Origin of the sequence: Bosea vestrisii, from assembly GCF_030144325.1 — a bacterium.
GTDB lineage: Bacteria > Pseudomonadota > Alphaproteobacteria > Rhizobiales > Beijerinckiaceae > Allobosea > Allobosea vestrisii_A.
Genome location: NZ_CP126307.1, coordinates 5,042,685 through 5,056,201, shown reverse-complemented (window position 1 = coordinate 5,056,201; position 13,517 = coordinate 5,042,685). Strand labels below are relative to the sequence as shown.

The 13,517-nt window shown below is 66.5% G+C and carries 11 protein-coding genes; 7 read left to right on the top strand and 4 right to left on the bottom strand.

Going from position 1 to position 13,517, the window contains the following annotated elements; genetic code table 11:
- Positions 1-190 precede the first annotated feature (190 nt).
- Entirely contained in the window at positions 191-991 is an 801-nt protein-coding gene (locus tag QO058_RS24860; protein WP_284168887.1) for a creatininase family protein, read from the top strand.
- Positions 992-1,112: 121 nt separating this feature from the next.
- Here QO058_RS24860 and soxR read toward each other — a convergent pair whose 3' ends face one another.
- A complete protein-coding gene (soxR, locus tag QO058_RS24855) occupies positions 1,113-1,574 on the bottom strand; it encodes a redox-sensitive transcriptional activator SoxR (protein WP_284168886.1) in 462 nt (153 codons plus the stop codon).
- Positions 1,575-1,650: 76 nt separating this feature from the next.
- Between soxR and QO058_RS24850 the strand changes: the two genes are divergently transcribed.
- Both QO058_RS24850 and QO058_RS24845 read left to right on the top strand, forming a co-directional pair.
- Complete coding sequence (locus tag QO058_RS24850; protein ID WP_284168885.1) at positions 1,651-2,205, top strand: NADPH-dependent FMN reductase; 555 nt, start codon at positions 1,651-1,653, stop codon at positions 2,203-2,205.
- 259 nt (positions 2,206-2,464) lie between these two features.
- Positions 2,465-3,229: an MBL fold metallo-hydrolase gene (locus QO058_RS24845; RefSeq protein ID WP_284168884.1), complete on the top strand. Its 765-nt coding sequence runs from the start codon at positions 2,465-2,467 to the stop codon at positions 3,227-3,229.
- A gap of 112 nt (positions 3,230-3,341) precedes the next feature.
- Here QO058_RS24845 and QO058_RS24840 read toward each other — a convergent pair whose 3' ends face one another.
- The 3 genes from QO058_RS24840 to otnK all read right to left on the bottom strand — a co-directional run bounded on the left by QO058_RS24840 (position 3,342) and on the right by otnK (position 7,644).
- Entirely contained in the window at positions 3,342-4,871 is a 1,530-nt protein-coding gene (locus QO058_RS24840) for a malonate--CoA ligase (RefSeq protein WP_284168883.1), read from the bottom strand.
- Positions 4,872-4,909: 38 nt separating this feature from the next.
- On the bottom strand, positions 4,910-6,238 hold the full coding sequence (locus QO058_RS24835; protein ID WP_284168882.1) for a malonyl-CoA decarboxylase: 1,329 nt from the start codon (positions 6,236-6,238) through the stop codon (positions 4,910-4,912).
- 137 nt (positions 6,239-6,375) lie between these two features.
- Positions 6,376-7,644: a 3-oxo-tetronate kinase gene (gene otnK / locus QO058_RS24830; RefSeq protein WP_347975512.1), complete on the bottom strand. Its 1,269-nt coding sequence runs from the start codon at positions 7,642-7,644 to the stop codon at positions 6,376-6,378.
- Between the two features lie 352 nt (positions 7,645-7,996).
- Here otnK and QO058_RS24825 point away from each other — a divergent pair, with 352 nt between their 5' ends.
- From QO058_RS24825 to QO058_RS24810, 4 genes are all read left to right on the top strand, one after another.
- Positions 7,997-9,505 carry an ABC transporter substrate-binding protein gene (locus tag QO058_RS24825; protein WP_284168881.1) on the top strand — a complete coding sequence of 503 codons (1,509 nt, stop codon included), beginning with the start codon at positions 7,997-7,999 and terminating at the stop codon, positions 9,503-9,505.
- Between the two features lie 208 nt (positions 9,506-9,713).
- Complete coding sequence (locus QO058_RS24820; protein ID WP_284168880.1) at positions 9,714-10,658, top strand: ABC transporter permease; 945 nt, start codon at positions 9,714-9,716, stop codon at positions 10,656-10,658.
- Positions 10,658-11,527 (top strand): ABC transporter permease, encoded by an 870-nt coding sequence (locus QO058_RS24815; protein WP_284168879.1) that lies wholly within the window; start codon positions 10,658-10,660, stop codon positions 11,525-11,527. Before QO058_RS24820 ends, QO058_RS24815 begins: the two co-directional genes overlap by 1 nt.
- Positions 11,528-11,550: 23 nt before the next feature.
- The gene (locus QO058_RS24810; protein WP_284168878.1) at positions 11,551-13,353 is read left to right on the top strand and encodes a gamma-glutamyltransferase family protein; all 1,803 of its coding nucleotides are present in this window, start codon (positions 11,551-11,553) and stop codon (positions 13,351-13,353) included.
- Positions 13,354-13,517: the final 164 nt, after the last annotated feature.

Below are 13,517 nucleotides of genomic sequence, written 5' to 3'. Positions count from 1 at the left end.
GGAAATGCGTCGTGGCCGGCTTTCGCACAGACAGGCTTTGCCAGCGAGGCTCCGGCCCGCATGGCACGCGCGTGCCATCAGCCCTTCCCTCGTCATCTCCCGCCACTATGCTGGGCAGTCCTGTCGCCGTGAGGCAGCAGGCGCGAATCGCGGGACGGGCCCGCAACTTGACCGACGAGACCTCAAGACCATGACCGCACGCTTCTGGGGCGACCTGAAGACCACCGACTTCGCCGGCCTCTCGCCCGAGGCGACCATCGCCGTGCTCCCGCTGGCCGCGATCGAGCAGCACGGACCGCATCTGCCGGTCTCGGTCGACACCACCGTGATGAACGCGATGCTGGCGCTGGCGATGCCACAGGTTCCGGCCGGCCTCGACGTGCTGGTGCTGCCGACGCAGGCGATCTGCAAGTCGAACGAGCACCTGCATTCGCCGGGCACGCTGACCATGTCCTGGGAAAGCGCGATCCGCAGCTGGATCGAGATCGGCGAGAGCGTGAAGCGCGCCGGGCTGCGCAAGCTCGTGCTCGTCACCTCCCATGGCGGCAATGTCGACCCGATGAAGGTGGTGGCGCGCGAGCTGCGCGTCAGCCAGGGCATGCTCGCGGTCTCGACCTCATGGAGCAATTTCGGCTTGCCACCAGAGCTCTATGCCGCGATGGACGCCAAACACGGCATCCATGCCGGCGACATCGAGACCTCGCTGATGCTGCATTTCCGGCCCGAACTCGTCGACATGAGCAAGGCCGGCCGCTTCGTGCCGCGCACGGTCGAGATGGCGGACGAGGGCTACAAGTGGCTCCGGCCGACGGGAGCCCACCCCTTCGCCTGGATGGCGCAGGATGTTCACCCCTCCGGCGCTGCGGGCGATGCCAGCCTCGCCACCGCCGAGAAGGGCAAGGCGACGGCCGAGCTTCAGGCCGAGGGCTTCGTCGAGCTGCTTGCCGATGTCGCGCGCTTCCCGCTGGCAAGACTGCACAAGGCGAACTGACACGCGTCATGCTCGGGCTTGACCCGAGCATCTCAGGCCGGACGAGGCACCGTTTGGCGCTTTCTCGTCACGAGATTCTCGGGTCTGCGCTGCGCTCCGCCCGAGAATGACGCCCCGGGCGTCAATCCGGATCCAACAACCTCGGCCCCGCCCCCTGCTTGCCGAGCTCGTCCCAGGGATTGTGCAGCGGGCAGCTCTTCACCGAGAGGCAGCCGCAGCCGATGCAGTCATTGAGATGGTCGCGCAAGCGAGTCAGTCGGTCGATGCGGTGCTCCAGCTCCTCTTTCCAGGCGGCGGAGAGCCGGGTCCAGTCTTCCGCCGTCGGCGTGCGCTCCTGCGGCAGCGCCTTGAAGGCCTCACGGATGGTCTTCAGCGGAATACCGGTGCGCTGCGCCACCTTGATGATGGCGACGCGGCGCAGCACCTCGCGCGGGTAGCGGCGCTGGTTGCCGGCGTTGCGGCGGCTGCGGATCAACCCCTCCGCCTCGTAGAAGTGCAATGCGGAGACCGCGATCCCGCTGCGGCTCGCCACCTGGCCGACGCTGAGATCGTCGGCGAAGGGGTTGCGGGTTGGATGCTTCATGGCGCTTGACCTTAACCTTACTTGAGGTCTTATAGAGATCGCTCCGCTGCACCGCCAGCCCTCCGGAGCCCTTCCCATGCATCGCCCGCTCATCCCCCAGATCAAGGTCGCCGTGATCTATGGCAGCACGCGCCAGGGGCGTCTCTGCACGAAGGTCGCCGGCTGGACGATCGCGCAGATCGAGGGCGACGGCCCCTTCTCGGTCGAGAGTGTCGACCCCGGCGCCCATGACCTCGCCGAGCAGACAGAGCGGCTCGGCCGGGCCGACGCCTTCATCGTGGTCACGCCCGAATACAATCGCAGCTTCCCCGCCCCACTGAAGGCGCTGATCGACGGAACCGGCGCACAATGGCGCGGCAAGCCGATCGCCTTCGTCTCCTATGGCGGGGTCTCCGGCGGGTTACGCGCGGTCGAGCAATTGCGACTCGTCTTCGCCGAACTGCACGCTGCGACGATCCGTGACGGGGTCTGCTTCGCCAATGCCTGGGACCAGTTCGATGACAGCGGCCGCTTGCGAGATGCCGACCGCGCCGAACGGGCGATGGCGACCATGCTCGGCCAGTTGCACTGGTGGGCGAGCGCCCTCAGGGCAGCCCGCAACAGCGTGCCCTACGGCCAGTTCGCGGCCTGAGCGGTGGGCCTCACGCTCCTTCAGCCCTCATCCTGAGGAGGCCCAAAGGGCCGTCTCGAAGGATGCTCCAAGTATCTCCCGAACCTCCTGAAGCATCCTTCGAGACGCGGGCTTCGCCCGCTCCTCAGGATGAGGGCTGAGGGTGAAATTAGACGAAGCCTAACGCCGCGATGCAGTTTGCTTCACAAATTCGAACTGGTCGCGGCGGCCGCATGCAGGAAGGATCGGGCGAACCGATCCCTCCTTCTGCGGAGCCGCCATGCAGCTCAAACTCCTGCGCAACGCCCTGCTCAAGCTGAGCTATGCCGGCAAGACCTTGCTGATCGATCCCGATTTCGGCGAGAAGCTCAGCCGCCGCTCGATCGCCGGCAAGTCGCAGAACCCGATGGTCGACCTGCCCGAGCCGATCGAAGAGATCCTCGCCAGCGTCGATCATGTCATCGTCTCGCATCTGCATGCCGATCATTTCGACGAGGTCGCCAAGGCGCGGATCCCCAAGGACATCCCGCTGATCTGCCAGCCCGGCAATGAGGAGGCGATCCGGGCGGCGGGCTTCACCAATGTCGAACCTCTCGACCATTTCGTCCGCATCGGCCCGATCGTGGTCAAGCCGCAGCCGGCGCAGCATGGCACCGGGCCGGTCGTCGAGATCATGGGGAAGGTGATGGGCCTGACGCTGGAAGCGCCGGGCGAGCCATGCGTCTACTGGTGCGGCGACAGCGTGCTCTACCCGCCATTGCAGGAGGCCGTGGCCAAGGCCGAGCCCGACGTGATCGTCACCCATTCCTGCGGCGCGCTCTGGGACGGCACGCTGATCGTGATGGATGCGCAGCAGACGCTCGACCTCGCCGAGCAGGCGCCGCAGGCGGTGATCGTCGCCGTCCATATGGAAGCGCTCGACCATGCCAGCATCAGCCGACAGGCGCTGCGCGAGGCGGCCGAGGCCCGCGGCATCGGCTCCGACCGGCTCCTGATCCCGGCCGATGGCGAGACTGTCGCGCTGAAGGCGCCGGTGCACGCCTAAAGCGGAACGATTCTGTCATTGCGAGCGAAGCGAAGCAATCCAGGGAGACGTAAAGCTCTGCCGTCTCTGGATTGCTTCGTCGCTGCGCTCCTCGCAATGACGGAATTCGCTTCTACTCCCCCGCCTTGAGCTGCTTGGCGTAGATGTCCTTGTACTGCTCGCGCAGCAGGTTCTTCTGGACCTTACCCATGGTGTTGCGGGGCAGGTCGGCAACGATGAAGACCTGCTTGGGCAATTTGAACTTGGCAAGGCGCTGCTCCAGCGCCTTGGCGATACCGGCAGCGGAGATATCGGCGCCAGCCTTCGCTACCACCACGGCGGTGACGCCCTCGCCGAAATCGGGATGCGGGCAACCGATCACGGCGCTCTCGATCACGCCGGGCATCTCGTCGATCTCGGCCTCAACTTCCTTGGGATAGACGTTGTAGCCGCCGGTGATGATCAGGTCCTTGCCGCGCCCGACGATGTGGACGTAGCCGGCCGGGTCGATCTTGCCGAGATCGCCGGTGATAAAGAAGCCGTCGCCCCGGAACTCGGCCGCCGTCTTCTCCGGGTTGCGCCAGTAGCCCTTGAAGACGTTCGGGCCCTTGACCTCGATCATGCCGATCTCGTCGCGAGCGAGCTCCTTGCCGCTCTCAGGATCGGTGACGCGCGCCGAGACGCCCGGCAGCGGGAAACCGACCGTGCCCGCCACCCGGTCCCCGTCATAGGGGTTGGAGGTGTTCATGTTGGTCTCGGTCATGCCGTAGCGCTCGAGGATGGCGTGGCCAGTGCGCTCGCGCCATTCGCGATGCGTCTCGGCCAGCAGCGGCGCCGAGCCGGAGACGAAGAGGCGCATATGCTTCATCGCCTCCTTCGACAGGCGCTGGTCCTGAAGCAGACGGACATAGAAGGTCGGCACGCCCATCATGCTCGTCGCCTTGGGCAGGTGTCTGAAGACCTGTTCCGGATCGAACTTGGGCAGCAGGATCATCGCGGCGCCGGCAAACAGGATCACATTGGTCGCGACGAAGAGGCCGTGGGTATGGAAGATCGGCAGCGCGTGCAGCAGCACGTCGCTCTTGCCGAAGCGCCAGTAATCGACCAGCGCCAGCGCGTTCGAGGCGAGGTTGTCATGGCTGAGCATGGCGCCCTTGGAGCGCCCGGTCGTGCCGGAGGTGTAGAGGATGGCGGCGAGATCATCCGCGCCGCGCGTGACATCGGCGAACTTGGCCGAGGCGGTATTGGCCTTGTCGAGCAGGCTGCCGGCGCCGACGCCGAGGGTCTCGAGCTTAGCGCCAGCCTTCCCTGCGAAGGGCTTCAGCGCCTCGGCCTTGGCGGGATCGCAGACGAAGACGGCCGGCTCGGCATCGCCGAGGAAATATTCGATCTCGGCCGGAGTGTAGGCGGTGTTGAGCGGCAGGAAGATCGCCCCGGCGCGGACCGTGCCGAGATAGAGCATCAGCGCCTCGATGCTTTTCTCGACCTGGACGGCGACGCGGTCGCCCGGCTTGACGCCGAGCGCCACCAGTGCGTTGGCGAAGCGGGCGGAGACCGCGACCATGTCGGCATAGGAATAGGTCCGGCCGTCATCGAGGAACGCGAAGGGCGCGTCAGGCGCCGGCATGCGGGCCTTGATCAGGTCGAACAGATGATTGCCCATGATTTCGGGTCCTTTCAGGCGTTTCCGTTGTGTGTTGTTCAGTGCTTGGCCGGCCGCAGCTGCTTCTTCACCGAGGACGAAGCGACGACCGTATTGCGGCTGGCGAAGGCCTCATGATTGGCCTCGATGTCATCAAGATCGTAGCGGTAGTTGACCATCACGCCATGCGACTCGCGCAAGCCCCGCTCGGCGAGATTGCCGCCGACATTGATGCGCTCCAGCCGCGCGCCATTGCCGAGATGGAAGCGGGCGACAGGGTCGATCACGCGTCCCGACGAGCTCCGCGCCCGCAGCATGTACTGCGCCAGCATCTGGCCGAGCAGCTTGTCGCGGCGGGCGCAGGTCACTTCATCCAGCGCTGCGACTTCGGCCGGCGCCTGCATCAGCAGCGTAGCTTCCTCGTTGGTCAGGCCGAGCTCCGCCGGCTCCGCCAGTGCTGGCGCGAGCCAGCGGGCGAAGCCCGGTACCGGCGAGAGCGTGACGAAGAGGTCGAGCCCCCGCAGCTCCCGCTTCAGGTCCTCGGCGACCTGCTTGATCAGGAAATTGCCGAAGGAGATGCCACGCAGGCCCTCCTGGCAGTTGGAGATCGAATAGAACACCGCCGTTGTGGCGGAGGAGGCCGGCAGCACCTCGCGTTCCTCGCTCAGCACGTCGACGATCCGGCTCGGGCTCTCGCGGGTCAGCGCCACCTCGACGAAGATCAGCGGCTCGTCGACAAGCTGCGGATGAAAGAAGGCGAAGCAACGCCGGTCGGCCGGCTCGAGCCTGCGGCGCAGGTCGTCCCAGTCCTTGATGGCGTGAACCGCCTCGTAGCGGATGATCTTCTCCAGCACATTGGCCGGCGTGGTCCAGTCGATGCGACGCAGCACCAGAAAGCCGCGGTTGAACCAGGAGGCGAAAAGGTGCCGGAAATCGGCATCGACTACCGATAGCTCCGGCTCCTGCTTCATTGCCTCGAACATGCTCTCGCGCATGCGCACCAGCACATGCGTGCCGCCAGGCGCGAGATTGAGCCGCCGGAAGAGTTCCTGCCGGCGCGGCTCGGACGCGAGATGAAGCTGGCCGATCGCCTCGACATCGGGCGTCTCGCGATAGCGCTCCAGCGCGGCGTCGAGCCGCTCGCGATCCGGTCCGAAACGCTCCTGCAGCAGACGGAAGAAGGCGAGTCGGCCGGCCTCGTCGAGCCGCTCCCATTCGTCGAGTACGGCCTGCGCCAGCGCCATGCCGGACGCCTCGCCGCGCCCCGAGAGCAGATCCTCGCAGAGCTTGTCGAGCGGCCGGCGGCGGTTTGGTGCGAAGCGCTCGAAACCGATCAGCGCCCGGCCGCGATCGGCAACGCTGGTCAGGAGATCGCCAAGAAACGCCATCTGCTCCCCCAAAGGCCTGCTGTCAGCGCGCTTTCCGCTCAGCCGGTTTCGGCTGAGCGACGAGAATTCGCGCCCACAAGAGCCATCCTATACGAGTTTACCGCAGTGCAAACGCGCGGCGCCGCGACACGATCGCGCTACTTCAGCAGGTCCCAGGCCTTGAGGAAGAAATCGGGCGCGCCGAAATTCCCCGACTTCAACGCCACCACCATGTCCGGCCCGTCGACGACGCGGGTCCAGGGCACGCCGGGATCGATCTCCGGGCCGATCTCCAGCGTGCGGATGGCAAGGCCCTGCACGACGGCGCCGGAGGTCTCGCCGCCGGCCACCAGCAGCCGGGTGACGCCGCCGGCGTTCAGAAGGCGTGCGACTTCCGCGAAAGCATGCTCGACCGTCTCGCCGGCTTTGTCGCGGCCGAGCTCGTCCTGCACCGCTGCGACCTCGGCCGGGTCATCGCTGGAGTAGACGATGAAGGGCTTGTCGGCCGGCTGCGCCAAGGCCCAATCCGCCAGGTCCTTTGCGGTCTGGCTGCCGTCGGCCAGCGCCAGCGGATCGACCTTCAGCGCCGGGATGCCGGCCGCCAAGGCCGCCTTGATCTGCCCGCGCGTCGCGGTCGAGCAACTGCCCGAGATGATGCCGGCACGGCCGGCCGGAGCCGAGAGATGCGTCGCCGTCTCGCGCCAGGGCAGAAGCCCCGCCTTGCGGAAGTTCTCGGGCAGGCCCATCGCGATGCCGGAGCCGCCGGTCAGCAAGACATGGTCCGAGATGGCCTCGCCGAGCACCATCAGATGGCCGTTGTCGAGCGCGTCGGTGACGACGTAGCGCACGCCGTCCGCCGCCAGCTCGGCCAGGCGCTTGCGCGCCGCGGCAGCGCCCTGGTTGACGGCGGCATAGGAGGCGAGCCCGACCTTGTGACCGGTCTGCGCAGCCATCAGCCGCATCAGGTTGGAATCCCGCATCGGCGTCAGCGGGTGGTCCTTCATCGAGCTTTCGTGCAGTGGCACCTCGCCGACGAAGAGATAGCCCTGGAAGATTGAGCGGCCATTGGCCGGGAAGGCCGGACAGACGATGGCCTGATGAGCGCCGAGGCGCTGCATCAACGCATCCGCTACCGGGCCGATATTGCCCTGCGCCGTCGAGTCGAAGGTCGAGCAGTATTTGAACAGGATCTGCCGCGCGCCAGCCGCCAATAGCGCCTCGCAGGCGGCGAGCGAATCCGCCACGGCCTCGGCGACAGGATTGGTGCGCGACTTCAGTGCGGCGACAACGGCATCGGCCTCGGGCAATTTTGCGCCGGCAGCAGGCGCGCCGATGACCTGGACCGTGCGCATCCCGGCGCGGTTCAGCATCAGGGCGACATCGGTCGCGCCCGTCATGTCGTCGGCAATCACACCCAGCAGCATCATCAGACCTTTCCTGTGCCGCGCCGCCATTCATTTGCGGCAGCCAGCCAAAATCTTGCATACCAGAATTAATGCGGGCGGCGACAGCCTTTGACCACCTTGCCGCCATGCAGGCGTTGGCGACTGGCATTCGTCATACTGTATCCATTGCACCAACCGCGTTGGCGTGGAATGTTCACGGTAACGCTCGGCAGGAGCAAGCCGAGCCTATCGACGATCACCGAAAAATGCGCCAGCTTGGTACCGAATGGGACCAACTTAGAATGACCCGCGGGGCTGCCAGAATCGCCGAAGAGCGATGGCGCACCGGTCACCGGGCCGACATCAAAGCAAAGCAACAACAAGGGGAACAGCCATGAAACGCATCGTTCTGCTGGCGTCGGCAGCCTTGCTCAGCCTCGCCGCCGCTCTTCCAGCCCAAGCCCAATCGCCATCGACATTGCGCATCGGGCTCCAGGAAGATCCCGACATGCTCGACCCGCATAAGGCGCGCACCTTCGTCGGCCGCATCGTCTTCATGGGCCTGTGCGACCGGCTCGTCGACATCGACCCGGAGCTGAAGATCACCCCGCGGCTCGCGACGCAATGGTCGTTCTCAGGCGACGGGCTGACGCTGACGATGAAGCTGCGGACCGACGCCAAGTTCCATGACGGCGAGACATTCAATGCCGAAGCGGCCAAGGCCAACATCGAGCGGGCGATGACACTGCCGGATTCGCTGCGCAAATCGGAGCTCGCCTCGGTCGAGAGCGTCAGCGCCCCCGATCCGGCGACGCTGGTCTTCAAGCTGAAACGCCCCGATGCGACATTACTCGCGCAGCTCACCGACCGCGCCGGCATGATGCTGTCACCGAAGAGCCTCGGCCCCGACATCACCGCCAAGCCGATCTGCTCCGGCCCCTACCAATTCGTCGAGCGCGTCCAGAACGACCGGATCGTGCTGGATAAGTTCAAGGGGCACTGGGAGGCGGACAAGTACCAGTTCGACCGCATCGTCTACCGCGCCATTCCCGACACCACCGTCCGCCTCGCCAACCTGCGCGCCGGCGAGCTCGACATGCTGGAGCGGCTGGCGCCGACCGATGTGAAGTCGGCCAAGGCCGACAAGAGCCTCAAGATCGAGAGCACCGCCAATCTCGGCTACCAGGGCATCACCATCAACACCGGCCATGGCGAGGCCGCCAACCAGCCGATGGGCAAGGACAAGCGGGTGCGCCAGGCGCTGTCGCTCGCCATCGACCGCAAGGTGCTGAGCCAGGTCGTGTTCGAAGGGCTCTATGAGCCGATGATCCAGCCCTTCAATCCCGGCAACCAGTATCTCTCTGCCGCCTTCCCGGTGCCGGCGCGCGACGTCGCCAAGGCCAAGGCGCTGCTGAAGGAGGCCGGGGTCGCCAAGGTCAGCGTCGATCTCTTCGTCACCAACAACCCCGTCGACGCCCAGCTCGGCCAGGTCATCCAGGCGATGGCGCAGGAGGTCGGCATCGACGTCCAGATCCGCTCGACCGAGTTCGCCAGCCAATTGCGCGACCAGCAGCAGGGCAAGTTCCAGATGAGCAGGATCGGCTGGTCCGGTCGCATCGACCCGGACGGCAACATCCATCAGTTCGTCACCAGCAAGGGCAACCAGAACGACGGCAAGTATTCCAACACCGAGGTCGACAAGCTGCTCGACGAAGCCCGCACGATCTACGACGTCGCCGAGCGCAAGAAGCGCTACGACGCGGCCCAGAAGATCCTCCAGGACGAGCTGCCGATCGTCTATCTCTACAACCAGACCGTCTTCTTCGCGCTGCGCTCCAACCTCCAGGGCTTCGTGATCAATCCCGACGGGATGATCAGGTTGTCGGGGCTGAAGCGGTCGTGACATCGCTACGGCTAATGATCGAGGCGCTTCCCTTCCCCCTTGTGGGGAAGGGAGAGGGATGGGGGCGTCCCGCCTGGTGAGCGAGACCAGGACAAGCTGCCCAGCATCGGCCATGTCACGTCACACCATTGTCGCTTGCTCTGACTTTCCGCCCCCCACCCCTAACCCCCTCCCCACGAGGGAGAGGGGAACCCCGGCGAGCCGTCTCATGCTCGCGCTGATCGGCCGGCGGCTCCTGATCGCGATCCCGACGCTGTTCCTGGTGTCGCTGTTCGTCTTCGCCCTGCAGCGGGCGCTGCCGGGCGATCCGTTCCTCGTCATTGCCGGCGAGGAGCGCGACCCTGAGGTGATCGCGCGCTTGCGCCAGATCTACCGGATGGATGATCCGATCGTGGTGCAGTTCTTCGCCTGGCTCGGCCAGGTGATCCAGGGCGATTTCGGCCGCTCGCTGCGCACCGGCGAGCCGGTGCTCGGGCTGATCGTGCAGAAGCTCGGCGTCACCTTCCAGCTCGCGGTCGCCTCGATGCTCATCGCCGTCGGCATCGGCATCCCCGCTGGCATCATCGCTGCCAGGCGCAAGGATACCGTCGCCGACTATTCGGCGAGCGCGGTCGCATTGTTCGGCCTCTCGGTCCCGCATTTCTGGCTCGGGATCATGCTGATCCTCCTGGTTTCGGTCGAGTTGCGCTGGTTGCCGGCCTCGGGCTTTGAATCGATCTTCAGCGACCCTCGCGCCGCGATCGAGCGCCTGATCATGCCGGCTTTCGTGCTCGGTGGCGGGCTCGCAGCCTCGCTGATGCGCCATACCCGCTCGGCCATGCTCGAAGTGCTGCAGTCCGACTATGTCCGGACGGCGCGCGCCAAGGGGCTGGCCGAGGATGCGGTGATCAACCGGCACGCGCTGCGCAACGCACTGGTGCCGATCATCACTTTGTCGACGATCCTGTTCGGCGAATTACTCGCTGGCGCGGTCTTGACCGAGCAGGTCTTCACCATCCCCGGCTTCGGCAAGCTGATCGTCGATGCGGTCTTCAACCGCGACTACGGCGTCGTCCAGGGCGTAGTCCTCTGCACGGCGATCGGCTTCATCATCATGAACCTCCTCGCGGATGTCCTTTACATCCTCGTCAATCCGCGCCTGAGGGACAGCTGATGGGCGCCATGACCGTCCGCGCCACCGGGGCGACCTTTCAGGGCCGCGGCTCCCTCCGCAAGCTGATGCGCAGCCGCTCGGCCCGGATCGGCGGCTTGATCGTACTCGTCTTCGTCGCGATGGCGCTGCTCGCGCCGCTGCTGCCGCTCGCCGACCCGCTGAAGTCGAACTTCCTCGCCATCCGCAAGCCGCCCTCCGAGCTCTACTGGTTCGGCACCGACGAGCTCGGTCGCGACCAGGTCTCGCGGCTGATCTTCGGCGCCCAGGCCTCGCTACTTGCCGGCATCATCTCGGTCGCGATCGCGCTGGGGGTCGGCGTGCCGATCGGCCTGATCGCCGGCTGGTATGGCGGCTGGATCGACGCGGTGATCTCGCGCGTCACGGAAGCGCTGCTCGCCTGCCCCTTCCTGATCCTGGCGATCGCGCTCGCTGCCGTGCTCGGCCCGTCGCTGACCAATGCGATGATCGCGATCGGGCTCTCCTTCGCGCCGATCCTGATCCGGCTGGTACGCGGGCAGGTGCTCGCGATCAAGAACGAGGAGTTCGTCGACGGCGCCCGCTCCATTGGCGGACGCAGCCTCTATATCCTGTTTCGCCATGTGGCGCCGAACACGCTCTCGCCGATCATCGTCCAGTCGACGCTGTTCATGGCGCAGGCGATCGTGCTCGAAGCCGCCCTCTCCTTCCTCGGCCTCGGCCAGCAGCCGCCCTCCCCGTCCTGGGGCCAGATGCTGAACGTGGCCAAGAACTTCATGGAGCAGGCGCCGTGGATGTCGGTCGCTCCCGGCGTCGCCATCTTCCTGGCGGTCCTCGGCTTCAACCTGCTCGGCGACGGCCTGCGCGACGCGCTCGACCCCAAAGAATCCTGACCTGCCTATCTAGGGAACCAACCATGTTCACCACCCGTCCCGAGATCCTCGGTACCTTCGGCGTCGTCACCTCGACGCATTGGCTCGCGACCGCGTCGGGCATGGCGATGCTGGAGAAGGGCGGCAACGCCTTCGATGCCTGTGCCGCCGCGGCCTTTGTGCTGCAGGTGGTCGAGCCGCATCTGGTCGGCCCGGCTGGCGACATGCCGGCGGTGTTCTATTCGGCGCAGACGACGAAGGTCGAAGTGCTCTGCGCCCAGGGGCCGGCACCGGCGGCCGCGACGATCAAGGCCTACAAGGACCTCGGCATCGACATCATTCCCGGCGACGGCCTGCTCTCGACGGTGATCCCCGGCGCCTTCGGCGGCTGGATGACGATGCTGCGCGACCATGGCCGCCTCCCCTTGCGCGAGGTGCTGGAGCCCGCGATCGGCTATTTCGAGAACGGCCACCCGATGCTGCCGCGCGTCTCCGACACGATCGCGGGGCTGAGCGACCTCTTCACCAATGACTGGCCGACCTCCGGCGCGGTCTATCTGCCCGGCGGCAATGTCCCCAAGGGCCGCGAGCTCTTCCGCAACCCGGCCGCCGCCAACACCTACAAGCGCATCCTCGCCGAGGCAGAGGCGGCCGGCGGCGATCGCCAGAAGCAGATCCAGGCTGCCTATGACTGTTGGTACAAGGGCTTCGTCGCCGAGGCGATGGACGCGTTCTGCCGCACGGAAGCGCCGATGGATTCGACCGGGCGCCGGCACAAGGGCCTGCTCACCGCGCAGGACATGGCCGGCTGGGCGCCGCATTACGAAGCGCCGGCGAGCGTGACCTATCACGACTGGGAGGTGTTCAAGATCGGCCCCTGGGGCCAGGGCCCGGTCTTCCTGCAGACGCTGAAGATCCTTGAAGGCTTCGATCTCGCGAGCATGGGACCGGCGAGCCCCGAGTTCATCCACCATGTCGCCGAGGCCATGAAACTCGCCTTCGCCGATCGCGAGGCCTATTACGGCGACCCGGATTTCGTGAAGGTGCCGATGGCGACGCTGCTGTCGGAGGATTATGCCCGCGGCCGGCGCGCGCTGATCGGTGCCGAGGCCTCACAGGACATCCGCCCGGGCGTGGTTTCAGGCTTCGAAGCCCAAGTCGCGCAGGCGCTCGCCAATATCCGGATCGCCGGCCAGCATGGCGCTGCGACCAGCGCAACCGTCGGCGAGCCGACTTTGGCCTCGATGGTCGCCTCCTCGCAGCGCGGCGACACCGTCCACATCGACGTGATCGACCGCTGGGGCAACATGGTCGCGGCGACGCCATCGGGCGGCTGGCTGCAGTCCTCGCCGGTGATCCCGGAGCTCGGCTTCCCGCTGAACTCGCGGGCCCAGGCCTTCTTCCTCGAAGAGGGCCTGCCCTCCTCGCTCGCGCCCGGCAAGCGCCCGCGCACGACGCTGACGCCGACCATCGCCTTCGAGAACGGCGAGCCGCGCCTCGCCTTCGGCACGCCGGGCGGCGACCAGCAGGAGCAATGGCAGCTCGGCATGTTCCTGCGCCGCGTCCATCACGGGCTCAATCTGCAGGAGGCGATCGACCTGCCGCTGTTCCACACCCAGCATTTCCCCTCGACCTTCTATCCGCGCGAGGCCCGGCCGGGGCATCTCGCGGTCGAGGAGAGCGTCGGCGAGGCGGTTCTGGCCGATCTCGTGCGCCGCGGGCATGACCTGGAGCGAGCTCCCGCCTGGACGGTCGGGCGTCTGACCGCAGCAGAGAAGAGCGCCAATGGGCTCTTGCGCGCCGCAGCGACGCCACGTCTGATGCAGGCCTACGCCGCCGGCCGCTGACCTCCCCTCCCCCTTGTGGGGAGGGGCTGGGGGTGGGGGGCGCAAAGGCAGGCACTCCATGCCGTGGGCTTCTGTGTGCTCCATCCATGCAGACACTTACCCGGTCGCTCCCCCCACCCCTGCCCCTCCCCACAAGGGGGAGGGGTTTCAGCTTGCGGTTACGT